We start from the raw sequence: 23,685 nt of genomic DNA, 5'->3' as shown, positions 1-23,685 counted from the left end.
TTGCGATCTTGCGCAACAAAGTTGCGCAGATTCCCCAATATCTTTCGCCTTGCGTCAAAATAACCGGGGGAAACAGGCGCATTTTTAGTCGCTTTTTCTGGATTAATTAACCTTTCCGGCCTACCTTTTCACTTGTCATTGACATTGGGGAGTTCATGGCATGCTGCGAACAATCATACTGGGAAGCTGCGTTTCCGTGCAGGGTCTTTTGGAAAAGACCCTTCCGGATGGGCGCATCTCGGTGCGCGTCGGCGACCGCATCTATACAGGGTCACCGGTTTCCTGAACCCTGTGGCGCTGCTGCCTGGTTCGGATCGTCACCGTAAAACGTAAAAAGGCGCCCCGCAGGGCGCCTTTTTGTTGTTCCAGTGCGGGCCAAGGTCAGTCGAGCGTACGCTCGATTTCCTCGCGCTCGAAAATCTCGATGACATCGCCGGGGCGGATATCGTCGTAATTCTCGAAGGCCATGCCGCATTCCTGACCGGACTGCACTTCGGACACTTCGTCCTTGAAGCGCTTGAGCGTCTTCAGCGTGCCTTCGTGGATCACCACGTTGTCGCGCAGCAGACGCACACCGGCGGACCGGCGGGCGACGCCTTCGGTGACCAGACAGCCAGCAACCTTGCCGACGCCAGTGACCTTGAACACCTCTTTGATGTTCGCATAGCCGATGAAGTTCTCGCGGATTTCGGCGGACAGCAGGCCCGAGGCCGCTGCCTTCACGTCGTCCACAAGGTCATAGATCACGCTGTAATAGCGGATTTCGACACCCTTCTGGTTGGCCGTGTTACGGGCCGAGGCATTGGCACGCACGTTGAAGCCGATGACCGGGCAACCGGACGCTTCGGCAAGGCCAACGTCGGTTTCGGTGATCGCGCCCACGCCCGAGTGCAGCACGCGTACGCGCACCTCGTCGTTGCCGACCTTTTCCAGCGCCTGAACGATGGCTTCGGCCGAACCTTGCACGTCTGCCTTGACCAGGATGGGAAGCTCGGAAATGTTCTCGTCTTCCTTGGCCTTCTGCATCAGCTGTTCCAGGGTCGTCGCGGCGCCTGCGGCAGCGCGCTTTTCCTTGGCAACATTGGCACGGTATTCCGCGATCTCGCGGGCCTGCGCTTCGGTCGCGGTCACGTTCAGCACGTCGCCCGCTTCGGGGGTGCCGTTCAGACCCAGAACCTCGACCGGAACCGAAGGACCGGCTTCGGCGACGCGCTCGCCCTTGTCGTTGATCAGCGCACGGACCTTGCCGTACTGCTCGCCGACAACAAAGATGTCGCCCTGACGCAGGGTGCCGTTCTGAACCAGAACCGTGGCCACGGGGCCGCGGCCGACATCCAGCTGGGCCTCGATCACGGCGCCCTGGGCGGCACGATCGGGGTTGGCCTTCAGTTCCAGGATTTCCGCCTGAAGCGCGATGGCTTCGAGCAGTTCATCAAGGCCCTGACCGGTCACGGCCGAAACCTCGACGTCCTGAACGTCACCGGACATCTGTTCCACGACAACTTCGTGTTGCAGCAGGTCGGTGCGCACCTTGGTCGGGTTGGCGCTGGGTTTGTCGACCTTGTTGATCGCGACAATCATCGGGACCTTGGCCGCCTTGGCGTGGTTGATCGCCTCGACGGTCTGCGGCATCACGGCGTCATCCGCCGCAACCACAAGCACCACGATATCCGTCACCTGGGCCCCGCGGGACCGCATCGAGGTAAAGGCGGCGTGGCCCGGAGTGTCCAGGAAGGTCAGCAGCGAGCCGCTGTCCGTCGTCACCTGGTAGGCGCCGATATGCTGGGTGATCCCGCCGGCTTCGCCTGCGGTTACCTTGGCATCGCGAATCGCATCCAGCAGCGAGGTCTTGCCGTGGTCGACGTGGCCCATGATCGTGATGACCGGGGGGCGACCCTGAAGATCTTCGGGCGCATCGACGACTTCGTTGATCACGTCTTCGACGTCCGCGTCGGAAACGCGGGTCATCTTGTGGCCGAATTCCTCGATGATCAGCTCGGCGGTATCCGCGTCGATCGTCTGGTTCTGCGTTGCCATGATGCCGCTGCTCATCAGCGACTTGATCACGTCGCCGACCCGTTCGGCCATACGGTTGGCCAGTTCGGCCACCGTGATCGCCTCGGGCAGCTGAACGTCACGCACAACCTTTTCGCGGGCCTGGGCACCGCCCATGGCCTTTTGACGCGCGCGCTCTTGCTTGCGCTTCATCGCGGCCATGGATTTCTGACGACCGCCTTCGCCACCAAGGGCCTGGTTCAGCGTCAGCTTGCCGGCACGGCGGCCGCCATCGTCGCGGGCCTTGCCGCGGTTGCGGTCTTCACGCTCGGGCGCAGCCCGGCGCGGGGCCTCTTTTTCCTTGGGGGCGCTGCGGGCGCGCTGCTGTTCGTCCGGGGACGGAGCGGGCGCAGCAGCAGCCTTGGCGGCCTCGGCCGCCTTGCGGGCCTTGCGCTCTTCTTCCTCGGCCTTGGCCTTGGCGCGCTCTTCCGCTTCGCGCTGTTCGCGCTCTTTTTGTTCCTTTTCCGCGCGCAGGCGGTCACGCTCTTCGGTGCGGGCCTTTTCTTCGGCCTCGCGCTGAGCGGTTTCCTCTACCTCGCGTGCCTTGGCGGCCTGCAAGGCCTTAAGGCGGCGTTCCATTTCCGCATCAGAGATGCCGGCCGGGCGCTTTGCACCCGATCCGCCGACCGATCCGCCAGCCGCGCCAGCACCGCCGCCGGCACCCGGCTTGGGCACCACGACTCGCTTGCGCTTGGTTTCCACCACGACGTTCTTGGTCCGTCCGTGGCTGAAGCTTTGCTTCACGTTCCCCGAGCGGGCGCCTCCGCGCAAACCCAATGTTTTCTTACCGTCGTCATCGCTCATGAAGCTCATTCATCCTTTCCGCTGGCCCCTGCCAGCGCGATCCGCGTCAGACGTTCCGACGCGTACACCCTTCAATCTTTGGGCTTCCTCTACAACACGCGGCGCAAGACCGCCAGCGCCAAGCGCTGCATGTATCACAGATTGTCGCCCGAAGGCCATTCCCAGCTCATCCGCCGTCAGCCAACCGATGTATGTGCCGCCATAGGGCGTGCTCAGTTTCGACTTGCCACGGCTTGATCCGTCTTCGGCCTGAATAAGGACGCGGGCTACCTCTTTGGACAGCCAGTCCTTGACCTTTTCGTACCCAGCGACCGCCCCGCCCGATTTGCGCGCAAGGCTGATCAGGTCGATCAGCCGTTTGGCCAGCATCTTCTCGATCAGATCGGGCAGATCGTCCGGCACGGTGACCGGTTGCTTGGCGGCGCGGGCGAACAGCCCCTTTTTCGACGCCTTTTCCAGGGCGTCGCGCTGGGACGCAACATATATGCCGCGTCCCGGCAGTTTTCCAGCAAGATCCGGCACGATCTGCGCATCGGGGCCAACAACAAAGCGGATCAGGCCGGATTTCGGCTGTGCCTCGCCGGTGGCGATGCATTTGCGTTCCGGACCGTCCTCACGGTCTTTGATGTGTCCACCGCGGCTCATGTCCGGCTTATGCCTCGCTCTCTTCAGTTTCTTCGCCGTCTTCCTCTGCCTCAAGCTCGGTCGGATCGACCCAGCCCAGCAGGACGCGCGCGGTCATGACCATGGTCTGCGCTTCGTCCAACGAGACGTCATAGGGTTCCAGCAACCCGTCGTCCTTGACCCGCTGACCATTGACCGAGGTCCAGCCGCCGGCCAGTTCCCAGTCGGCGCAGGTGGCAAAGTCTTCCAGCGTCTTGACGCCGTCCTTGGCCAGGGCCTCGACCATCTGGGGGGTCAGGCCTTCGAAGTTGATCAGGCTGTCCTCGGCGCCCAGTTCGCGGGCCGCTTCCAGTGCCTTGCGGGCCTGCTCTTCCAGGTATTCGCGGGCGCGGGTCTGCAGCTCGTTTGCGGTGTCTTCGTCGACACCGTCGATGACCAGCAGTTCGTCGACCTCGACATAGGCGACCTCTTCGAGGTTGGTGAACCCTTCCGAGACCAGCAGCTGGGCAAAGAATTCATCCAGGTCCAGCGTGTCCATGAACAGCTTGGTCCGGACTTCGAATTCGGCCTGACGACGCTTGGATTCCTCTTCCTCGGTCATGATGTCGATATCAAGACCGGTCAGCTGGGACGCCAGGCGCACGTTCTGACCGCGGCGGCCGATGGCCAGCGAAAGCTGCTCGTCCGGGACCACGACTTCGATACGCTCTGCGTCTTCGTCCAGAACCACCTTGGACACCTCGGCGGGCTGAAGCGCGTTGACCAGGAAGGTCGGCATGTCTTCGTTCCACGGGATGATGTCGATCTTTTCGCCCTGCAGTTCGTTCACCACGGCCTGAACACGGCTGCCGCGCATGCCGACGCAGGCGCCGACCGGGTCGATGCCGCTGTCATAGGAAATGACGCCGATCTTGGCGCGCGAACCGGGGTCACGGGCGACGGCCTTGATCTCGATGATGCCGTCATAGATTTCCGGCACTTCCATCTTGAACAGCTCGGCCATGAACTGCGGGTCGGTCCGCGACAGGAAGATCTGCGGGCCACGCGTCTCGCGGCGCACGTCCTTGATGTAGCAGCGGATGCGGTCGCCGGGGCGATAGCTTTCGCGGCCGATCTTTTCGTTGCGGCGCAGGATACCTTCGCCGCGGCCCACGTCGACGATGACGTTGCCGTATTCCTCGCGCTTGACCACACCGTTGATGATGGTGCCTGCGCGGTCCTTGAATTCCTCGAACTGGCGGTCACGCTCGGCTTCGCGGACCTTTTGCAGGATCACCTGCTTGGCGCTTTGGGCGGCGATGCGGCCCAGTTCCACCGGCGGGACTTCTTCGACAAAGGTGTCACCGACCTTGGGATCGGCCATGTACTGCTTGGCCTGCTCGACAGTGAATTCGGCCTGGTAATTCTCGAACTCTTCGTCTTCGACCACGGTGCGGACGCGGGTAAAGGTCGCCTTGCCGGTGCGGCGGTCGATGCTGACACGAATGTCCATCTCGGCGCCGTAGCGGGACTTGGCCGCCCGGGCGAGCGATTCTTCCATCGCTTCGACGACCAGACCGGGGTCGATCATCTTTTCGCGTGCGACGGCCTCGGCGGTCTGCAAAAGCTCAAGCTGGTTGGCAGAGGTGATTGCCATCTGTCTTACTCCTCCTGGGGCCCTTCGGCCTCGATCTCATCGAATTGGGATTCGTCAACGGGGGCGGCCTTGCGGGCGCGCAGCATTTCCTTGATCAACTCGTCGGTCATGATCAGCTTTGCCTCGACAAGCCATTCATAGTTCAGGCCAACGGTGCCTTCTTCAATGTTGATCAGCACTTCGTCATTCTCGACGCCGGCCAGAACGCCGCGAAAGCGTTTGCGCCCGTCGATCAGGTCGGCGGTTTCCAGTTTCGCCTCGTAGCCTTCGAAGGTCTCGAAATCTTTCAGGCGGGTCAGCGGACGGTCGATGCCGGGGCTGGAGACCTCCAGCGTGTAGGCGTCCGAAATCGGGTCCTGGACGTCCAGCGTTGCGCTGACGGCCGTGCTGATCTGGGCGCACTCGTCGACTTCGATACCGCCCTCGGGGCGTTCGGCCATGATCTGCAGGGTGGGCGTGTTGCCCCCCATCAGACGCAGGCGCACCAGCTCAAAGCCCATGTCCTCGATCACTGGGGTCAGGATCTCGGCCAGGCGTTTGTCGATGGCGGTTTTGGCGATCAGGTCGGTCATGCGGATATGCCTTTCGGGCACGGGTGAATTCTGTACTTGGTCCCAGAACGAAAAAACGGGCCAGCGGCCCGTTGATGCGTCTCCGGTGGGCGGTAGGTTTGGACCCCAGCGCCGCGCTGTTGAGGGGGATATAGGCGGCTTGCCCCTATAGTGCAAGAAGATTCACCGGCAGGGGCCGCAGGGCGGGCCGCTGGCAGCATCCAAACGGCGGCCACCCGCCAGTCTGATCCCGGGGTTTCAGCGTGGCGCGCCCCATTTTAACCATGATTCGGATCAGCAGGGCCGGCGCCCCGGGGCAAAGCGGAAACAGTTTTCGGTGGGCGTTCCGGTTGTCGCGAGGCCTTCAACAAAAATGACCGAAAAACGCCTAATTTCGGCCCCAATTCGCATTTTTCGCCACATTCCCGCCTTGAATGTTATTGCTCGGATCAGGGTTTGGGGGCAAAAAGAAACGGAGCGAAACGATGGTGTTTCTTCTTGCCATGATTGCACTTGCCGCTGTGGACCGCGTGGTTCTGGCAAGGATTTTTGACGAAGGCTGATCTGCACAGCCGACGTTAGCATTCGGGCAAGGGTTTGCCCGCAATATCCATTCGATCGCCCTGAACCAGGAGCTGCCCCTATGAGAACCGAGATCCACAAGATCGCGAAGTCCAGTCATTCCGTCATCGACATGGCCGAAGATACGGTGATGAAGATCGTCCCGAAGGCAGGACGCTTTGCCGGCAAGGCCGATGTGCATTGCGACACCAGCGGGCTTGTCCTGCGCTATCCTGACGGGACCTCGGTCACCATCGCGAACCTGTGACGGTCTTGGGGCCGGGTGATGGCCCCTAATCGACGGCGGGTTCGCCCGCCGCGATGCGCCAGCGGGTGTCCACATCCGCGCGCGATTTGCCGACGCGAAACTCATCATAATAGACGACCAGCGTTGGCTTGGGCCGTCTGCCGTGCGTGTCATCCCAGCGCGTCGTATAGCTGGAAAACACGCCGCGCCGATGGCCGGGGGTGTCGCCTTCGAACAGGCTTTTGGGGGAAACGATCGGACCGCTGTAGTCGCATTTCAGCGCGCCATTGACCCAGACCCGCAGATAGCCATCGGTGCCTTGGGAAAAGTTCGTCTGCATGACCAGATCGACCCAGCTGCGGGTATTGTCCTGCATGTCGAACAGGCGACAGACATACCCCTGGTTTTCGCCGTCGCCCCAGTTGAAGGTGCGGCGCAGGTCCTCGAGCTGTATCACCACGTCGCCTGTGGCGCGTTCCGGACCGGCGCAGATGGCGCGGCGGCAGCTGTCCCAGTTCCCTTCGCCTTCGCCCAGCTGGATCAGCCGGATCGCGGGGTTGGCATCGCCGCCCATGGTCCATTGCCCGAACACCAGCCGCAGCGACTCGTCCCGGAAAAAGCCCGGCACGCTGGAGTTGTAAAAGCTCCAACCATACCAGATGTCTTCGCCGATCTTGGCGGGGTTGCTATCATCCGTCATGCGGATCTCGGCGCGATAGCGGGCGTTGCCGCAATCGCTGCCACCGCAATCGCCGGTGCGCAGCTCATATCGCTCGGCCCGCGCGCCGTAACGCACCGGCGCGCCATCGTCGGCAACGGCATAGCGAAAGTTGTGAGGGGCGGGGCTGAAGAACCGTTCGTAGCCACGCGCAGGCGTCGTCAGGTCGCCGGCATCGGGTGCAAGCCCCGGGATCACCGGCAGGCACCCCGCCAGAAACAGCGTGAAAGACAGGACAACCTGCTTTGCCTTGCGCATTGCCCGCCCCTTTGTGTCCATTCGTCCATATCCTGCCGCCAAACTATAGGGGGCCACGATATATGGTGCAATCAGCGACTTGTTGTGGGTGGCGTGGTTGCGGGCGTGATGGGGTATAGGTTGGCTAACCATATGAAAATAAGTGATATTTATGGCTTTGTGGTCTGGTCCGGTGTTCGAGCCTTCCGCTTGGTAAGCCTTTGGGGACTGTAGCCACTTAACCACAATCGCCAAAAAGTTAACGGCTGTGACCCGGTTTCCTTGCTGCATTCAGGATCAGCCTCATACTGGCCCCAATAAAAAAGCACTGCAAAAGACGGTGTTAACACAATGAGGCAGAAAACATGGCTAGGATCAGTGTCTTTGGCATTGGTTACGTCGGTGTGGTATCGGCTGCGTGTCTTGCGCAGGACGGTCACGACGTAATCGCGGTTGATGTAGACCAGGGTAAAATCGACGCAATCAACGCGGGCATGTCCCCCATCGTCGAGGAAGGGATTGATGATCTCGTCCGCGAAATGGTGGCCAGCGGCAAGCTGCGCGCAACCATCGACTTTGCGAAGGCAATTCACGAAAGCGACCTGTCCTTTGTCTGTGTCGGCACTCCGTCGGCGCCGGATGGGTCGGTCGGGCTGAATTACGTCACCAGCGTTTGCGAAACCATCGGCAAGGCGCTGGCGGACAAGGACGCCTATCATTCGGTTGTCATCCGCTCGACCATCGTGCCGGGCAGCACCGAAACCGCCTGCATCCCGGTTCTGGAACAGACCTCGGGCAAGGTGGCGGGCAAGGATTTCGGCGTGGGCTACTACCCCGAATTCCTGCGCGAAAGCACGGCAATCGCCGACAGCTATGACCCCGGCCTGGTGGTCTTTGGTTTCATGGATGACAAGACCGGCGAGATCCTGGCCCACCTGAACAAAGACATGCCTTGCCCGGTGAACAAGGTCGATATCCGCACCGCCGAGATGGTGAAATACACCAGCAACACCTGGCGCGCGGTCAAGGTGACCTTTGCCAACGAGATCGGCAATATCGCCAAGTCCTGCGGGATCGACGGCCAGACCGTGATGGAAATCCTGTGCAGCGACAAAAAGGCGGCCATGTCGCCCTATTTCATGCGCCCCGGCTTTGCCTTTGGCGGGTCCTGCCTGCCCAAGGACGTGCGCGCGCTGCGCCATCTGGCCGCCCAGAACGACACGCCGTCGCATCTGCTGAACGCCGTGCTGGAGGCCAACGAGGCTCAGATCGCCAAGGCTGAAAAGATGGTCGAGAAAAGCGGCGCCAAGCGCGTCGGCTTTGTCGGCATCAGCTTCAAGCCCGGCACCGACGACCTGCGCGAAAGCCCGCTGGTGTCGCTGGCCGCGCGCCTGATCGGCAAGGGCATCGAGGTGGACATCTACGACCCCTTCGTCAAGGAAGCCTATGACAGTGGCACCCCCGGCGCCGGGCGGGGCAACGAAAGTGTGCCGAACCTGCAAGGCCGTCTGGTCGGTGACCTGGACAAGCTGATCAACGACAGCGGCGCGGTTCTGGTGGGCAACTACTACAACGAAACCGTGGACAAGCTGAAGGCCGCGGCCAAGACGCGCCCGGTGGTCGATCTGACCCGCCTGCACCGTGATCTGGTCAGCGGCGACGGTTACGAAGGTATCTGCTGGTAAGGTGATGCCGGTGACAATGGTCCTTTCCCATCTTGCCTACTTCTCGGTCATCTACCTTTTGGTGGCCGTGATCCCCCAGGGGTTCCTGGGGGAGTTGCACAGCGCGTCCAACGCGGTGTTCATCGTCGGCTTTCTGGGGATGTGGCGCTATAGCTGGGCGCTGACCAACTTTGCACGGGCCATCTATTTTCGCCGGATCGCCTATCCGGTCTGGAAGCGGCGGCACAATCGCCGTTTCTGGGCCAGCAAGGTCAAATCGCACTGCTATTTCATGGTGACGACCTACATGGTCGATGTCGAAGTGACCATCATGGTCTATCGCCGCCTGTTTGAAGCCGCAGCCAATGCCCGCGACGGGGCAACAATTGTCGTGTCGGCGGTGGATGGCAAGGACGTACGTTTGATCCGCCAGTTGTACGAGACGTCCAAGTTCGACATGTCCAATGTTGAATTGATCATCGACCGCATCAAATCTTCGGGCAAACGCGACGCCATGGATAAAGCGTTGCGCATTCTGGCTGACAAGGCACCGACCAAAGACGATATCATGGTCTTTGTCGATGGCGACACGGTTGTGCCGCGCGATATCTGGGCGCAGGCCGCGCCATTCTTTTCCGATCCGCGCATGGGCGCGCTGACCACGGACGAAGCCGCGATCATCGACAAGGAAAACCTGTTCAAGGACTGGTTCACCCTGCGGTTCAACCAGCGTCAGGTGATGATGTGTTCGATGGGGCTGGGCAATCGGGTGCTGACCCTGACCGGCCGCATGTCGGTGTTTCGCGCCACCCTGGCGACCAACCCCGGTTTCATCAAGGGCGTCGGTTTCGACTATCTGGATCACTGGCGTCTGGGCCGCGTGAACTTTCTGACTGGCGACGATAAATCGACCTGGTACTGGCTGCTGCGCAATGGCTATCAGATGGCCTATATGCCGGACGTCCAAAGCCAGTCGGCCGAAGGCCAGCCGCGCCCGACATTTTATGACAGCGCCAAGACGCTTATGGTGCGCTGGTTCGGCAACATGATGCGCACCAATGGCCGCGCGCTGCGCGAAAGCCCGCGCAAGATCGGCTTTTTCACCTGGTGGTCGATCCTCGATCAGCGGGTTTCCATGTGGACCACTCTTGTCGGACCGATTTCCGTCCTGGTGGCCGCCGTGACCGTGTCGCCGACCGTGATCCCGCTGTACATCGCCTGGGTCATGGTCACGCGTTACATGTTCTGCATCATCATCGCGCTTTTCAACGGGCAGTGGTTCCCGGTGACGCATCCTCCGATCCTTTATTTCGGTCAGATTGCGGGCGCTATCATCAAAACTTTTGTTCTTTTCCGCCTCGATAAACAGAAATGGACGCGGCAAGGCAGCGGCGGTTCGGGCAAGGTCATGGCCTTGTACGACCGTGTGAAGGCATGGGAATCCTTTGCCCATCACGCGCTTGCCCTGTCATGGCTGACCATAGCCATCATGTTTCTGAACACGTTCGAATAGGCATGGCGAGGTAATCCAGATGGCAAACGACATCTTCAGACCCGATCCTTCCACCGATCCCGAACAGATCGGTGAACCGGTTGGCGCACCGCAGCCCGATGCCGGTCAGGGATTCGTGCAGCCCAGCGTCAGCATTCTGTATGACATCGGATCTGTCACAGCAGGCGCCGACCAAAGCGGTCAGACCGCCCCGGCGCAGCAGAAACTGCCGCCGGACTTTGGCTATGACGATGAACATCCGCTGCTGAAGCTGCCCTTCAGCCTGACGGTGCAGGGCCAGCGCTATACCGGCGAAAGCCTGTCGCTGATGCAGATCCGCGCCGAGGCGGACGAAGGCAGCCCGCTTGGCGTCGGGTCGCGGCACATCGCTGTCCTGCACATCGCCTTCGAGAATTTCTCGGTTACCCTGCACCCCGAGGTGACAGTCCTGGAAGAGGCCGGCGATGGCCGCAGCCTGTTCCAGTTCGCCAACCCGACGGGCGATCACCTGCCGCAGCTGCGCTATATCCTGAACAGTTTCATCGCCGGTGATTTCGTCACCATCGACGGCATGGTCAGCTATACCGGCCCGGTCGAACCGAAAAAGCCCAAGGGCGAGGCGGGCAAGCAGTCGGTGCTGGATCGCGTGCGGTCGATCTCGGTTGCGGCGGTGTCCGGGCTGTTGATCCTGATGGCGGCCTTTGTCGTGCTCAAGCGCTATACCACGGCCTATGAAATGCACCCGGTTTTCGTCGAACGGGCCGGGCAAAAGATGCGCGCCACCGCGGCGGGCCAGATTTCCTATCTCAACCCCTCGGCGGCAAAGAACGAAGTGCTTTACGCGATTAACGCCAACACCGGCGACGTGCTGAACTTCAAGATGCCCTGCGATTGCGAAGCCGTTGTTTCACAAGGCGTTTCCGAGGGCGCAACTGTTCTTCAAACAGACTTAATTCTGACAATTTTCGTTAATACTTCTGAAGTCAGAGCACAGACTCTGATGAGCATAGAAGGGCTCAATCGGGCGATGAACGGAGACATGGTCACCATGGATCTGAACGACGGGCGCAGCATTCCCGTCACGGTCATCCCCAGCGAAGCGACCACCGCGGCAAGCATGCGCGGCGATCTCTTTGTGCCCGTCGAGCTTGTGGCAGAGGAAGGTGCTTTGACAATGGAGGACGTCGGCAAATCCGCAAGGTTGCGGTTGTCGAAAAGCCTGTTCGGGCTTTGAGAATGAAACGAGAGGCACCAGCCATGACCACGATCTACCCACTGATCATCTGCGGCGGCAAAGGCACCCGACTGTGGCCCCTGTCACGGACTCAAAGCCCCAAGCAGTTCCAAAAGATCAGCGGTCCTGAGTCCTCGACGTTTTTCCAGGTGGCCGTTCAGCGGCACCGGGGCGGGATCTATCAGGACCCTGTCATCGTCACCGGCGTCACGCATCGCGGCACCGTGGTCAAACAGCTGCGCGAAATCCAGTCCGGGGCGCAGATCATCTGCGAACCCATGGGGCGCAACACCGGGCCGGCCGTTCTGGCCGCCGCCCATGCCATTTCGCGCAAGGATCCGGACGCGATCTTTGTCGTGGTGCCTGCCGATCACATCATCGAAGGCCCGCTGAACAAGACCATCGAGGCCTGCATCCCGGCGGCAAAGGCCGGTCACATCATCACCTTCGGGATCGCGCCGCGCTATGCCGAAACCGGCTTTGGTTACATCACCGACGCCGGACCGATGGAGGGGTTCGATACCATTCGCCGCGTCGGCGGTTTTGTCGAAAAGCCCCCGGCGGACAAGGCGCAGGCCCTGATCGACAGCAAATCGGCCTACTGGGCGTCGGGTCTGTCGATGTTTTCGGCCAGCACGATCATCGAGGAATACGCCAAGTTCGACCCCAGAACGGCGGCCTATGTGGCGGATTCCGTCGAGTTCGGCTCGAACACGCCCGAAGCGCTGTACCTGAACGAAGTCGACTTTGCCGAGGCCGCGTCCGAGCCGACCGAAGGCGTCGTCTTTGAAAAGACCGACCGCATCGCCATGGCGACGCTGGACGTGTCCTGGGACGATGTCGGCAGCTGGCTGGCGATGTACAACATCTCGCCGCGCGATCAGAACGGCAACGTGTTGCAGGGCGACGTGATCGCGCTGGATGCGATGAATACCATGGTGCGCGCCGACAGCCGCCTTGTCAGCATCGTCGGCCTGACCGACATCATCGTGATCGACACGCCCGACGCGCTTTTGGTCGCCCGCATGGACGAAACTCAGAACGTCAAGAAGGTGGTCGAACAGCTCAAGGCCAGCCATCGCACCGAAACCGAGGTCCATGCCGAAGCCAAACCCGCCATGGTTCCCTTTGAAAAGCAGAAAGAGCTGTCCAGGCTGGTGGATTCCGACAAGTTCCAGCTGGGCACCGCCGAGATCGAGGTCGGGCGCACCGTCATTCTGGACCAGGGTGCGCGCAACCGTCAGGTCATCGTGGTGCAGGGCAGTGTCCATGCCTCTGGCCCCGGCTGGAGCAAGATCGCCACAGAGGGCGGGCGCATCTATGCCGATGAAAATGGCCCCGTGCGGATCGTCAACAGTGGCGACGACAAGGCCGAACTGCTGTTCGTGACCCTGGAAAAGCTGGAAGTGGGCGCACACCCCACGATGTCGATGGTCAGCAATGGCTAGCGGCGTGGCGCGGACACTGATCCCGGCCCTTGCGGCCGCGATGATGCTCTGCGCCAGCCTTCTGGTCAGCGGCCCCGCGCGGGCTGCGCCCGATCCTGCGCTTGTCCGGCTGACGACGCAGCTGGACCAGCTGTCCGATCTGTTGAAGTCCGATGCCGCTGCGCGCAGCCTTCCCCTGGAGTTGTTGTTGCTGCGCACCGGGTTGACCGGTCTGACCGACGCACTGCCCCGGGCGGGCCGCGATGCAGCCGGGACCGTCGACGCGCCGCCACCGCCGCAGGGCCCGCCCGCGCAGGCCAGCGTGGAAACCTTTCGCACCGCGCTGGCGGTTCTGTCGCAGGTGCATGGCGGTCAGGACAACCTGGACGTCCTTCTGGCCCATCCGGGTGACCGGACCGACGCGCTGACCTTTCGTTCGGGCGTCGTGACGCTGGATCATATCCGTCAAAGCCTGCGTGACACCGGGCTGCAAGCCGACATGGCGCCGGGGCACGATACCCTGCGCGTTCCGGTGATCTTGTGGGAAGACACCCTGTTGCAGCTGGGCCCGCATGACCGCCTGGGCCTCAGCCGTGCCGACGGCGTCTTTGTCATCAGCTTTGGCCGCGTCGAACTGGACGGTGCGCGGGTCTTCTCGGTTGGTGGCGAAAGCCCGACCAGCAAGGACTTCGTGCCGTTTGTCACCATTGCCGGTGGCGGTTCGCTGAACGCCCGGGGCGCAAGTTTCGACGGGCTGGGCTTTGGCAACACGCCCAAGTTTTCGGGGGTGTCGATCGTCTCGCATCCGCTGATGCCCTCGACCGGAAACACCCGGATCGCGGACAGCCATTTCGAAAACCTCGTGACCGTTGCCATGACCGGCGGCGAGGCGGCGGTGATCACCGGCAACCGGTTCTACAACATGCGCAACAACGCCCTGATGCTGGCCAATGCAGTGGGCGCGCAGGTGCACGGCAACCTGTTCTTTGGCGACGGGCCGACCAACGCGGTGCGCGTCCTGGCCGGCTCGGACGATGCGGTGGTGCGGGGCAACGTGCTGCTTGAAGGCGACCGGTCAGGCATTCTGGTCCAGGGGCAAAGTACCCGCGTCGAGGTCAGCGGCAACGTCATCTGGCGGCGCAGCGGCGGCGCGATCAAGCTGTCGGGAACCCGCTGCGGCGTGGTACGTGGCAACGTGATCCTCAACAGCCGCCAAAAGGGCATCGACATCCGCAGCAGCGATGCGACCCAGGTTCATGCCAACACGATCAGCGGCAGCGGCAGCGCCGGGATATGGGTTTCGGCCCAGCCCCGACAGGCCGTCACCTATCTTTCGCAAAACACCCTGCGCGGCAATGGCGCCGGGCTGTCCACGGCCACCGGTGCGCGGCTGTTTCTGGCGGGCAATGATTTTTCGAACCAGTTCCCGCGCCTGATCGACGGCGATCTGACCTTGCAGAACCATGCCATCGTGCGCGATCTGCATGGCAAGACGCCGATGCTGATGAGTGCCTCGGAAACCGTGGTTCCGTCGTCGCTGGCCGCACCCGATTGCAGCGATTGGGGGCAGAAATGAAGGGTCCTCTTGGTGCTGCCGTGATCTGGTGCCTGACGGCGATGCCGGTGCAGGCGCAGACCATCCCCCTGCCATTCCCGGACGATCAGCAGGCGCGCCAGATCAGCGTGACTGTCACCCCCGGTCGCCGCAGCATGAAGGGCCTTCCGGCCGATCTGGTCGCCGCGCGCAGGCGCATGCATGACGGCCAGCCATTGACGGAAACGCAATTGCGCCGCCTTGCCGAAAGCGACGATGGCCTGGCCGCGCAGCTTTTGGTCAGGCGCCTGCTGGCCGAACCCGTCGCGCCCGCCGACTCGGACGTGGCCTATTTCAGCGCCATCGCGGTCGGTGCCGGGCGGGTCTGGACCCTGCCCGACATGATCGACGCGATGAAGCGCCTTGACCCGGACACCGAACCGCGCGACCGGGTGCGCAAGTATATCCAGGTTCTGTATCCGCATGCCTGGGCGGGCAACACGCTTGCGCTCAGCGCGGTGGTGGAATTCAACGGCAAGGGTCGGTTGTTCGGCGCGCTCAGCGATGCCACCCGCGACAGGATCCTTGCGCAAGGCCAGGAAAACGCCGACGGGCGGGTCGAATTGCGCATGGCGCTGGCCTTGCTGGAAAAGGACAACCTTGGTCTTGCCGACCGGCGTCAGGCCCGGAAACTGCTGGACCAGGCCAGCAAATCGACCCATCTGGGGGTCATGGCCACGGCGCAGAACCTTTTGGGACTGATGGACAGGAAATACGCAGCGGACGGCTGACAGGCGAAACACGACAGGGGAGCGGGGGCAAACCTATGACGGGCAGGAACACCAGGACAGGCAGAGGCTGGGCAGCGGCGCTGGCGGCTGTGCTGTGCCTTGGTGCTCCGGCTCAGGCGCAGTCATCGGCCTATGGTTGCTCGGGGCTGGAAACCTCGGATGCCCTGCCCAGCGTCGAGGGCGAGGCCGGCATGTTCTATCGGATCGACCCCGACCTGATGATGGCGCACGGGCTGAGCGATGAAAACATCGCGCATCTGGCCGACCTGTCCAGCGCGCTGAAGGCCCAGGGCACCACGCTGATCTATCTTCCGATGCCGACCAAGGCGCTGGGTCAGCCTTGGGACTTGCCGCGCACGGCGCGTGACCTTGGCTATGATCCGGACGTGGCCGCAACGGTCTATGATCAGGGGCTTGGGCATCTTGCGGCCGCCGGTGTGCGCGCCGTCGACGCGCGCGCGGCACTGGCCAGCGCATCGCGGCAGCAGCCGGCCTATTTCGGCGTCGACAGCCGGTTGACGACCGACGGCACAAGGGCGCTGGCCCGCGCGGTTGCCGCCGTGATCACCGGCGCGCCGTCCCAGCCGGAAAGCGCCTACAGGACCGGTGACGGATCGCTTGTCACGCTGCCCTCGGCCATGCGGTTCGATTTGCAGGAACACTGCCACTCGCCCCTGCCGCGACCGGAAACGCGGCAAAGCGTGATGACGCGCGGCACCGCCCCGGGCCAGGCCTTCGACGCAGAAAACGCCCCGGCGCAGATCGTCCTGGTCGGGACCAAGCTGACAGGCGAGCCGAGCACGAATTTCGCCGGGCATCTGCAGGAACACAGCGGCCTGAGCGTCGCGCAGTATGGTGTTCCCGATGGCGGGGCGTTTGCGGCGATTTCGTCCTACCTGACGTCCCAGGCCTTTCGCCGCGCCCGCCCGGATTTTCTGGTCTGGGAACATCCGGTCTGGTTCAACCTTGGGGCCAATGGTGACCAGCCCATGCGCGAATTGATCGCCGCCGCCGGGCCGGATTGCGCGATTGCCTTGCCGATGGCCTTTGACCGCAACGCCGGGGTTCTGCGGGCCGATCTGTCGCGTCTGGACCCGCAGCAGGCGCATACCCTGTTCCTGGACACCGACGGAGCCGAGGCCGCGACTGCGCGTTTCAGCTTTTACGAGGCCACCGGCCTGCACCGAACGCGCGCGGTCTTTCGCCGGGGTGACCAGCTTTTGACCGGGCGGTTCTATATGCCGATGTCCGGGCTTTGGCCCGAAGGCGCGGTTTCCGTCGAAATCAGCCTGGATGCCCCGTCCGGCCCGGCGCCGCGGCTGTTTGCCTGCCAACACGAGGGGGGCCAGTGATGCGCCGACGTCTGCTTGCTGCCGTGGCGGCGGTGCTGCTGCCGCAGGCCGCCCTGGCCGATCCCCTGCCGATCGAGTTCCTGCCCCCCAACATCGCGCCGCGCGATCTGTGCAACGCGCCGGACACGGGCGCGGGCGAGGTGAACACCGAACAAGGCACCGGTGACCTGGTGCTGACCGACGCTTTGCGCGTCCAGTTCATTGATCAGGACATTCGCCGCCTGCAGCGCGAAGACGCCGCGCGGTGGTTCGATTTCATCGATGCGCTGATCAGCTGGCAGGCGCGGCTGGATTCTGACTTTGCCGGGGTCGATGAAACCTTTGCCCGGATCACCCTGCACCTGCGGGCCCGCAAGATGGACGAGCTGCGCGCGCGCAACCTGATCCCGCAGCTGCGCGCCCGCGTCGGGGAATTGACCAACAACCAGCGTCTGGCCCTGGCGCGCTATTACGAAGACGGCGTCGGCGTTCCGGTCGACATGGCCTTTGCCCAGGAAATGCTGCGCGAGGCGGCCTTTGGCGGCAATGCCCGCGCCCTGACCCAGATTGCCCGTCTGCAACTGCGCGGTGAGCTGCTGGAGGGCTGGGATGCCCCGATGGACCTGACCGTGACCATGGCGCTGGGCGGCATGCTGGGCGAGCTGAACCCAGGTGTCTGCCAGCGTGCTGAACGCATCGCGCAGGAATACCTCAAGGGCGACCTGGTTGTCGCCAATGCCGATATCGCGCAGGCCTGGCGCCGCTTTGCCGCCGACATGGGCGGCGCCGAGGCCGCCTGGCGGGTGGTCGAATACCACCTGAACGCCGATGGCGCGCGCAAGGACATCGAGGAAATGCGCCACTATCTGGCGCGGGCCCGCGAACTGGGGGTTGCCCCCGATGATCGGCAGACCAGCCTGCTGCTGGCCAGCGGCGCGATCACCGAGGATGATCTTGAACGCATCCTTGGCTTTAACCACGATCAGGATCGCCGCCGGGTGCAGCGCAGCCTGATCCCGCATCTGGAACTGGGTCTCAAGATCAATGGCCTGGTGGTGAACAAGGACAGCCTGCGCCTGCAATACCTGCGCGAACAGGCACTGATGCCCGAAGCGCCTGGTTTCGTCTTTACCGATCTGGCCAGGGAATTGATCGAACGCATCGGCCGCTGGAAGGCCGAGCCCGAGGCAATGGACCTGCTGGAAGAGGCGGTGCGCCGCGGCGATGAAAACGGCATGCAGATGCTGGCGGAAATGCTGGTCCGCTATCGCGACGATCCCAGGCGCCTGAACCGGGCGGAAAACCTGTTGCTGGAAACCGTGTCGCGCTTTGGCATGGCCTCGTCGATGCAAAAGCTGGACGCGCTGTATCGCTGCCAGGTCGTCGATGCGCCGCGCCTGCCCGAGGCCGAGCTTTGGGCCGCCAACTACCGCGCCACCCATGACGCCGAGGTCGAGCTGAGCGCCGGGGATGCCCTGACGCTCAGCCCGTTCCGGTCGCCCGAACGGATCGCGCGGCTTCAGACCCATGCCCTGATGGGGCGCACCCAGGCGCGGGCGGAAATGGGCCAGCGGATGCAGTCCAATCCGCTTGTCTCGGACAGGGCGCTGCGCCTTTGGTCCGAACGGATCGGCCGGTCGGACAAGGCGTTGGAAAGCTTTGGCCGGATGGAACTGGACCTGGCGCAATCGCCCGCCGAATGGGATCTGGCGCTGGAGTTCTTTCGCCGGGTCTATCTGAACAACGGCGTGACCTCGGCGCTGGACCTGTCCGTCGCCTTGCTCGAGGATTCCGCCCGCGACCCCGAGATTGCCAAGGAAATCCTGCACCTGCTGACCATGGCCGGCATGCGCGGCGAGGGCGCCTCGATCCGGTTGAAATCGCGCGTGATGGCCGAAAACACCGGCCCGGCGGCCTTTATGGCCAGCGCTGCCCGCGTCTATGAGGAATTCAAGGATGTGATCGAAGACAGGGGCGATTTCCTTGCCCTGATGTTCGCCATCCCCTTTGTGTCCCAGGACAAGGCGGACGATTACATCGACCGCGCCGTGTCGCTGATGAATTGCGGCAACAAGGACGCCGACGAACTCAGCGATGCCTATGCCCTGCGCTTTGATCCGACCCTCAGCCATCACTGGCGGCGGATCACTCTGCATTTCGAAGGCGGCCACCTGTTGTCCAGACTGCGCCTGACGAATGAACAGATGGCATACTTTGACAAGGGCCGCGCGCCGACCCCGCAAGAGGTGGTCGCCCGCACCCGGGCAGATGGTGACCCGGCCGCCGATCTGCGCCTGTTCGACCTGACGGCCAACCCCGACCTGCCGTCCTATGATCCGGCGCTGGCTGCCGAACGGCTGGTGGCCCTGCTGGACCGCGCCGAAGGGCAGGCCTTGTTGCCGCTGTTGCACCGCTATCGTACCGCGCCCGAACCGGTCAGGCAGGCGGCCAGTGCGGCGCGCGACATGGACGACATCTATCGCAAGGCCGCCGAGGCTGGGGACACACAGGCCAGCTATGACTATGGCATGCTGCTGCGCGACCGGGCCAAGGCCCCCGCCGATCTGGGCCGCGCCCTGCACTGGTTGCAAATGGCCGCCGAGGGCGGGCATGATGAGGCCATGGTCGAGCTGGGCTTTGCGCTGGGCCTTGGTCTTGGCGCGCCGCGCGATGCCAAGGCGGCCCTTGACTGGCTGCGCCGCGCCCAATCCGCCAGCAACCCACGGGCCGCCGATCTTGCGCGGCTGATCGGTGCCACTGTTGAACCCTAAGGATATCATGTCCGCCAGATTGCCATTGTTGACCGCCGGGCTTGTCGTCGCCGCGCAGATGGGTCTTGCCCAGGAGGGGGGGTGCCCCGCAGCGCCAGAGCCCGTTCTTGGCCTGTCCTTCGACAGCCGCTACCAGGGCAGCGACGAGGCCCGTGCCACCGTGAACCCAGAAACCGAGGCCGAGGCCGAGGCCGCCCTGAAACCGCTGGACGATTTCATCCGTGATCTTTCGGTCAAGCTGGGCAGCATGCTGGAACAGCCCGCCGAGGACCGCCGCGAGGCGGCCAATTGCCTGATCGGTCAGATCGCGCAATGGGCGCGGGCCGATGCGCTTTCGGACCAGGGGTCGGAAACGACCCAGCTGACGATCGGCGCGCGGCTTGCCAGCTTTGCGATCATCGCCGGCAAGGCCATGCCGCATACCACCGATTACGCCGGGCTGGACGACATTCGCGGCTGGCTGACGCGTCGCATGAACGAACAGATGCTGTTCTGGGAGGTCGCGCCGCCGGGCGCTGCCTCGGGCAACCTGCGGGCCTGGGCCGGGCTGGCGGGGGCCGCCACCGCAGACCTGACCGGCGATGTCGTCTTGCGCGGGTGGTCCACCTGGTCCACCGCCTATGTCCTGTGCCTGGCCAACCCCGATGGCAGCCTGCCCCAGGAGATGACGCGCGGAAAATACGCGCTGCACTACCAGTTGCACGCGCTGTCCCCGCTGGTCACCTCGGTCCTGATGCTGGAACGGCAGGGGGTGTCCTTGATGGATCGGTGCGACGGGGCGCTGGACCGCGCCGTTGCCTTTGCCCTGTCCGATCTGGACAGCGGCGACAGGACCCGGCAGATCACCGGTCAGACCCAAAGTTTTTTTGACGGCACCGCCCGTCTTGAGGATTTCCAGCTGGCTTGGCTCGAGGCCTACCTGGTGCTGAATTCCGATCCCGCGATCGAGAACCTGGCCAGCAAACGCCGGCCCCTGTCCTTTTCAAAGCTGGGGGGCAACCAGACTCTGCTCTGGAAACCCTAGGCTGTCGCGCCTAGACCGGGCGTGGGCTTGGCATGGATGGGGACAACATGGACCATTGGAAAGTGTTGAAAAAGGAAACCGTGTTCGAGGCGCCGCCCTATCTGCGCGTATCGCGGCAGCGGATTGCCCTGCCGGACGGGCGCCAGATTGACGATTTCTACCAGATCCATCTGCGCCCCTTTGCCATCGTGGTTCCGTTCCTTGATGACGGCCGCGTTCTGACGACGCGGCAATACAAACATGGCCCCGGCCGCGTCTGCCTGAACTTTCCCGGCGGTTTCATTGATACCGGCGAGGTTCCGCAACAGGCCGCCGCGCGCGAGATGCTGGAAGAAACCGGGTACCAGGCGGCGCATTGGCTGGCGCTGGGGGATTACGTGGACAATGGCAACCAGCTGGGGTGTCAGGGCAGCTATTTCCTGGCGACCGGCTGCCGCAAGGTACAGGCGCCGGACAACAACGATCTTGAAGACATGCGCGAAGAACTGCACAGCCCCGAGGCGCTGGACCGTGCCCTGTGGTCCGGCGATTTCGCCATCACCCACGGCGCCGCCGCCTGGGCCTTTGCCCGGCTGGCCATGGCGCAAGGCAAGATGCCGCCGGTCTGAAATCTACACTGGATTTTCGGTATCCCATTGCATACAACCGCGACGATTTGCGCAGCCTGCACCATCAGCGAGTGCTGGAAAACGCACTGATGTTGCACTAAGGCAAACGTAGCTTATGAAAGGTTTGGAACAGATGCCTGATCAGAAAACCCCCGATATTATCTACACCAAAGTTGACGAAGCGCCGGAACTGGCCTCGGCGTCCTTCCTGCCGATCATCCAGTCCTTTGCCAGCGCCGCAGGCGTGACGGTCGGCACCAAGGACATCAGCCTTGCGGGCCGCATCCTTGCCACCTTCCCCGAGTACCTGACCGAAGGTCAGCGCCAGTCGGACGATCTGGCCGAACTGGGCCAGCTGGTCAAACAGCCCGAGGCCAACGTGATCAAGCTGCCGAACATCTCGGCCTCGGTCCCGCAGCTGGTTGCTGCGGTCAAGGAACTTCAGTCGCAGGGCTACGCGCTGCCCGACTATCCCGAAGAGCCCAAGACCGACGAAGAAAAAGCCGTGCGTGCCAAGTATGACGGCATCAAGGGATCGGCCGTGAACCCGGTCCTGCGCGAAGGCAACAGCGACCGCCGCGCCGCCAAGGCCGTCAAGGCCTATGCCCAGGCCAACCCGCACCGCATGGGCGAATGGACCAAGGACAGCAAGACGCGCGTCGCATCCATGTCCGGCGGCGACTTTTTCTCGAACGAGAAAAGCGCCACGCTGGCATCGGCCGCCACCGCCAGGATCGTTCTGGAAACCGCCGATGGCGAAACCGTCCTGAAAGAGGGCGTCAGCTATCCCGCGGGCACCGTGGTCGACGCCACCTTCATGTCGGCCCGCGCGCTGGGTGCTTTCCTCGCCGATGAGATCGCCAAGACCAAGGAAGAAGGCACGCTTTTCTCGCTGCACATGAAGGCGACGATGATGAAGGTCAGCGACCCGATCATCTTTGGCCACGCGGTCAAGGCCTTCCTTGCGCCGGTGTTCGACAAGTACGGCGCCGAAATGGACAAGCTGGGCGTGAACCCGAATTCGGGTCTGGGCGATCTTCTGGCCCGCGTCGAAGGCAACGCCGACATCAAGGCCGAGATCGAAAAGGTCATGGCCGAGCGTCCGCCGATGTACATGGTGAATTCCGACAAGGGCATCACCAACCTGCACGTGCCGTCCGACGTGATCATCGACGCGTCGATGCCGGCGCTGATCCGCGCTGGCGGCAAGGGCTGGGGCCCGGATGGCAAAGAGGCGGACACCAACTGCGTGATCCCCGACAATTCCTATGCGCCGGTCTATGACGAGACGATCAACTACTTCAAGGAAACCGGCAAGCTGGACCCGGCCACCGCCGGCACCGTGCAGAACGTCGGCCTGATGGCTCAAAAGGCCGAAGAATACGGATCGCACCCGACGACCTTTGAAATCCCGACCGCAGGCACCGTCAAGATGATCCTCGACGATGGCACCGTGCTGCATTCGCATGACGTCGAAGCAGGCGATATCTGGCGTTCGGCTTCGTCGCGCAAGGCGCCGATCGAAGACTGGGTGCAGCTGGCGATCGACCGTCAAAAGGCCGAAGGCTGCGAAGCGATCTTCTGGCTGGACGCAAACCGCGCCCACGACGCCGAGCTGATCAAATACGTCAAGCCGATCCTCGAAGCCAAGGGCGTTGCGGACAAGTTCAAGATCATGGCGCCGCGCGAAGCGACCCGTGCCTCGCTGGAAACCATCCGCAAGGGCGAAAACTCGATCGCGATCACCGGCAACGTGCTGCGCGATTACCTGACCGACCTGTTCCCGATCCTCGAACTGGCGACCAGCGCCAAGATGCTGTCGATCGTCAAGCTGATGAACGGCGGCGGTCTGTTCGAAACCGGCGCGGGCGGTTCGGCCCCCAAGCACGTTCAGCAGCTGATGGAAGAAAACCACCTGCGCTGGGACTCGCTTGGCGAATTCTGTGCGCTGGGTGAAAGCCTGCAGTTCCTGGCCGATGCCAAGGGGAACGAAAAGGCGCGCGTGCTGGGCAAGGCTGTCGATGCGGCAACGCAGGGCATCCTGGACAACAACCGCAGCCCCAGCCGCAAGGTGGGTGAGCCGGACAACCGTGACAGCCACTACTGGTTCGCCCGCTACTGGGCCGAGGCACTGGCGGCACAGTCCGACGACGCCGATCTGGCCGCGCATTTCGCGCCCATCGCCAAGGCGCTTGCCGAAGGCGAGGCAGCGATTGTCAGCGAGCTGGCCGCGGGTCAGGGCAAGGCGGTCGATCTGGGTGGCTACTTCCACGGTGATGCGGCCAAGACCGCAACCGTGATGCGCCCCAGCGCGACGCTGAACGCCATCATCGGCTGATCGCCCATCGGGCACCGCTAAAAAACCAAGCCCTGCCG

At 63.0% G+C, this 23,685-nt stretch carries 17 protein-coding genes; 12 read left to right on the top strand and 5 right to left on the bottom strand.

Annotated elements, in window-relative coordinates; all coding sequences use genetic code 11:
• Nucleotides 1-381: 381 nt before the first annotated feature.
• From infB to rimP, 4 genes are read right to left on the bottom strand one after another with little or no spacing between them, the layout of a single operon-like run.
• Nucleotides 382-2,859, bottom strand: a complete 2,478-nt coding sequence (gene infB / locus QF118_RS01795) for a translation initiation factor IF-2 (RefSeq protein WP_282302388.1) — start codon at nucleotides 2,857-2,859, stop codon at nucleotides 382-384.
• A gap of 9 nt (nucleotides 2,860-2,868) precedes the next feature.
• Nucleotides 2,869-3,504, bottom strand: coding sequence for an RNA-binding protein (locus QF118_RS01790; RefSeq protein ID WP_282300929.1), 636 nt, complete (start codon nucleotides 3,502-3,504; stop codon nucleotides 2,869-2,871).
• Nucleotides 3,505-3,511: 7 nt separating this feature from the next.
• Nucleotides 3,512-5,119 carry a transcription termination factor NusA gene (gene nusA / locus QF118_RS01785; RefSeq protein ID WP_282300928.1) on the bottom strand — a complete coding sequence of 536 codons (1,608 nt, stop codon included), beginning with the start codon at nucleotides 5,117-5,119 and terminating at the stop codon, nucleotides 3,512-3,514.
• A gap of 5 nt (nucleotides 5,120-5,124) precedes the next feature.
• Nucleotides 5,125-5,691, bottom strand: coding sequence for a ribosome maturation factor RimP (gene rimP, locus QF118_RS01780; RefSeq protein ID WP_282300927.1), 567 nt, complete (start codon nucleotides 5,689-5,691; stop codon nucleotides 5,125-5,127).
• Nucleotides 5,692-6,313: 622 nt separating this feature from the next.
• Here rimP and QF118_RS01775 point away from each other — a divergent pair.
• Nucleotides 6,314-6,499: a hypothetical protein gene (locus tag QF118_RS01775; RefSeq protein WP_282300926.1), complete on the top strand. Its 186-nt coding sequence runs from the start codon at nucleotides 6,314-6,316 to the stop codon at nucleotides 6,497-6,499.
• A gap of 25 nt (nucleotides 6,500-6,524) precedes the next feature.
• Here the strand turns inward: QF118_RS01775 and QF118_RS01770 are convergent, their stop codons facing one another.
• Complete coding sequence (locus tag QF118_RS01770) at nucleotides 6,525-7,454, bottom strand: heparin lyase I family protein (RefSeq protein WP_282300925.1); 930 nt, start codon at nucleotides 7,452-7,454, stop codon at nucleotides 6,525-6,527.
• Nucleotides 7,455-7,798: 344 nt separating this feature from the next.
• On the opposite strand from QF118_RS01770, the gene QF118_RS01765 reads away from it, so the two are divergent.
• The 11 genes from QF118_RS01765 to QF118_RS01715 all read left to right on the top strand — a co-directional run bounded on the left by QF118_RS01765 (nucleotide 7,799) and on the right by QF118_RS01715 (nucleotide 23,647).
• Nucleotides 7,799-9,118, top strand: a complete 1,320-nt coding sequence (locus tag QF118_RS01765; RefSeq protein ID WP_282300923.1) for a nucleotide sugar dehydrogenase — start codon at nucleotides 7,799-7,801, stop codon at nucleotides 9,116-9,118.
• A gap of 16 nt (nucleotides 9,119-9,134) precedes the next feature.
• Complete coding sequence (locus QF118_RS01760; RefSeq protein ID WP_282302387.1) at nucleotides 9,135-10,610, top strand: glycosyltransferase; 1,476 nt, start codon at nucleotides 9,135-9,137, stop codon at nucleotides 10,608-10,610.
• 19 nt (nucleotides 10,611-10,629) lie between these two features.
• Complete coding sequence (locus QF118_RS01755; RefSeq protein WP_282300921.1) at nucleotides 10,630-11,823, top strand: hypothetical protein; 1,194 nt, start codon at nucleotides 10,630-10,632, stop codon at nucleotides 11,821-11,823.
• A 23-nt stretch (nucleotides 11,824-11,846) separates the two neighbouring features.
• Nucleotides 11,847-13,271 carry a mannose-1-phosphate guanylyltransferase gene (locus QF118_RS01750; protein ID WP_282300920.1) on the top strand — a complete coding sequence of 475 codons (1,425 nt, stop codon included), beginning with the start codon at nucleotides 11,847-11,849 and terminating at the stop codon, nucleotides 13,269-13,271.
• A 4-nt stretch (nucleotides 13,272-13,275) separates the two neighbouring features.
• On the top strand, nucleotides 13,276-14,826 hold the full coding sequence (locus QF118_RS01745; protein WP_282300919.1) for a NosD domain-containing protein: 1,551 nt from the start codon (nucleotides 13,276-13,278) through the stop codon (nucleotides 14,824-14,826).
• Nucleotides 14,823-15,575: a hypothetical protein gene (locus QF118_RS01740; protein WP_282300917.1), complete on the top strand. Its 753-nt coding sequence runs from the start codon at nucleotides 14,823-14,825 to the stop codon at nucleotides 15,573-15,575. Before QF118_RS01745 ends, QF118_RS01740 begins: the two co-directional genes overlap by 4 nt.
• A 35-nt stretch (nucleotides 15,576-15,610) precedes the next feature.
• Nucleotides 15,611-16,927 (top strand): alginate O-acetyltransferase AlgX-related protein, encoded by a 1,317-nt coding sequence (locus tag QF118_RS01735; RefSeq protein WP_282300916.1) that lies wholly within the window; start codon nucleotides 15,611-15,613, stop codon nucleotides 16,925-16,927.
• The gene (locus QF118_RS01730; RefSeq protein WP_282300915.1) at nucleotides 16,927-19,677 is read left to right on the top strand and encodes a tetratricopeptide repeat protein; all 2,751 of its coding nucleotides are present in this window, start codon (nucleotides 16,927-16,929) and stop codon (nucleotides 19,675-19,677) included. Before QF118_RS01735 ends, QF118_RS01730 begins: the two co-directional genes overlap by 1 nt.
• Nucleotides 19,678-19,684: 7 nt before the next feature.
• A complete protein-coding gene (locus tag QF118_RS01725; protein ID WP_282300914.1) occupies nucleotides 19,685-20,701 on the top strand; it encodes an alginate lyase family protein in 1,017 nt (338 codons plus the stop codon).
• A gap of 47 nt (nucleotides 20,702-20,748) precedes the next feature.
• Nucleotides 20,749-21,309 carry an NUDIX hydrolase gene (locus QF118_RS01720; RefSeq protein ID WP_282300913.1) on the top strand — a complete coding sequence of 187 codons (561 nt, stop codon included), beginning with the start codon at nucleotides 20,749-20,751 and terminating at the stop codon, nucleotides 21,307-21,309.
• 133 nt (nucleotides 21,310-21,442) lie between these two features.
• Entirely contained in the window at nucleotides 21,443-23,647 is a 2,205-nt protein-coding gene (locus tag QF118_RS01715; protein ID WP_282300912.1) for an NADP-dependent isocitrate dehydrogenase, read from the top strand.
• The last annotated feature ends 38 nt before the right edge of the window (nucleotides 23,648-23,685 follow it).

Origin of the sequence: Tropicibacter oceani (assembly GCF_029958925.1) — a bacterium.
In the GTDB taxonomy this organism is placed as follows: Bacteria; Pseudomonadota; Alphaproteobacteria; order Rhodobacterales; family Rhodobacteraceae; genus Pacificoceanicola; species Pacificoceanicola oceani.
Note: the sequence above shows the minus strand (reverse complement) of the source record. Positions and strands in the feature narration are given on the sequence as shown.

What these genes read in the sequence shown, in the direction of transcription:
- QF118_RS01760 (WP_282302387.1), top strand. Translation starts at nt 9,135, where the DNA reads ATGGTCCTTTCCCATCTTGCCTACTTCTCGGTCATCTACCTTTTGGTG.
- QF118_RS01715 (WP_282300912.1), top strand. Translation starts at nt 21,443, where the DNA reads ATGCCTGATCAGAAAACCCCCGATATTATCTACACCAAAGTTGACGAA.
- infB (WP_282302388.1), bottom strand. Translation starts at nt 2,859, where the DNA reads ATGAGCGATGACGACGGTAAGAAAACATTGGGTTTGCGCGGAGGCGCC.
- QF118_RS01740 (WP_282300917.1), top strand. Translation starts at nt 14,823, where the DNA reads ATGAAGGGTCCTCTTGGTGCTGCCGTGATCTGGTGCCTGACGGCGATG.
- QF118_RS01770 (WP_282300925.1), bottom strand. Translation starts at nt 7,454, where the DNA reads ATGCGCAAGGCAAAGCAGGTTGTCCTGTCTTTCACGCTGTTTCTGGCG.
- QF118_RS01755 (WP_282300921.1), top strand. Translation starts at nt 10,630, where the DNA reads ATGGCAAACGACATCTTCAGACCCGATCCTTCCACCGATCCCGAACAG.
- QF118_RS01720 (WP_282300913.1), top strand. Translation starts at nt 20,749, where the DNA reads ATGGACCATTGGAAAGTGTTGAAAAAGGAAACCGTGTTCGAGGCGCCG.
- QF118_RS01790 (WP_282300929.1), bottom strand. Translation starts at nt 3,504, where the DNA reads ATGAGCCGCGGTGGACACATCAAAGACCGTGAGGACGGTCCGGAACGC.
- QF118_RS01775 (WP_282300926.1), top strand. Translation starts at nt 6,314, where the DNA reads ATGAGAACCGAGATCCACAAGATCGCGAAGTCCAGTCATTCCGTCATC.
- QF118_RS01730 (WP_282300915.1), top strand. Translation starts at nt 16,927, where the DNA reads ATGCGCCGACGTCTGCTTGCTGCCGTGGCGGCGGTGCTGCTGCCGCAG.
- QF118_RS01750 (WP_282300920.1), top strand. Translation starts at nt 11,847, where the DNA reads ATGACCACGATCTACCCACTGATCATCTGCGGCGGCAAAGGCACCCGA.
- QF118_RS01765 (WP_282300923.1), top strand. Translation starts at nt 7,799, where the DNA reads ATGGCTAGGATCAGTGTCTTTGGCATTGGTTACGTCGGTGTGGTATCG.
- QF118_RS01735 (WP_282300916.1), top strand. Translation starts at nt 15,611, where the DNA reads ATGACGGGCAGGAACACCAGGACAGGCAGAGGCTGGGCAGCGGCGCTG.
- nusA (WP_282300928.1), bottom strand. Translation starts at nt 5,119, where the DNA reads ATGGCAATCACCTCTGCCAACCAGCTTGAGCTTTTGCAGACCGCCGAG.
- QF118_RS01725 (WP_282300914.1), top strand. Translation starts at nt 19,685, where the DNA reads ATGTCCGCCAGATTGCCATTGTTGACCGCCGGGCTTGTCGTCGCCGCG.
- rimP (WP_282300927.1), bottom strand. Translation starts at nt 5,691, where the DNA reads ATGACCGACCTGATCGCCAAAACCGCCATCGACAAACGCCTGGCCGAG.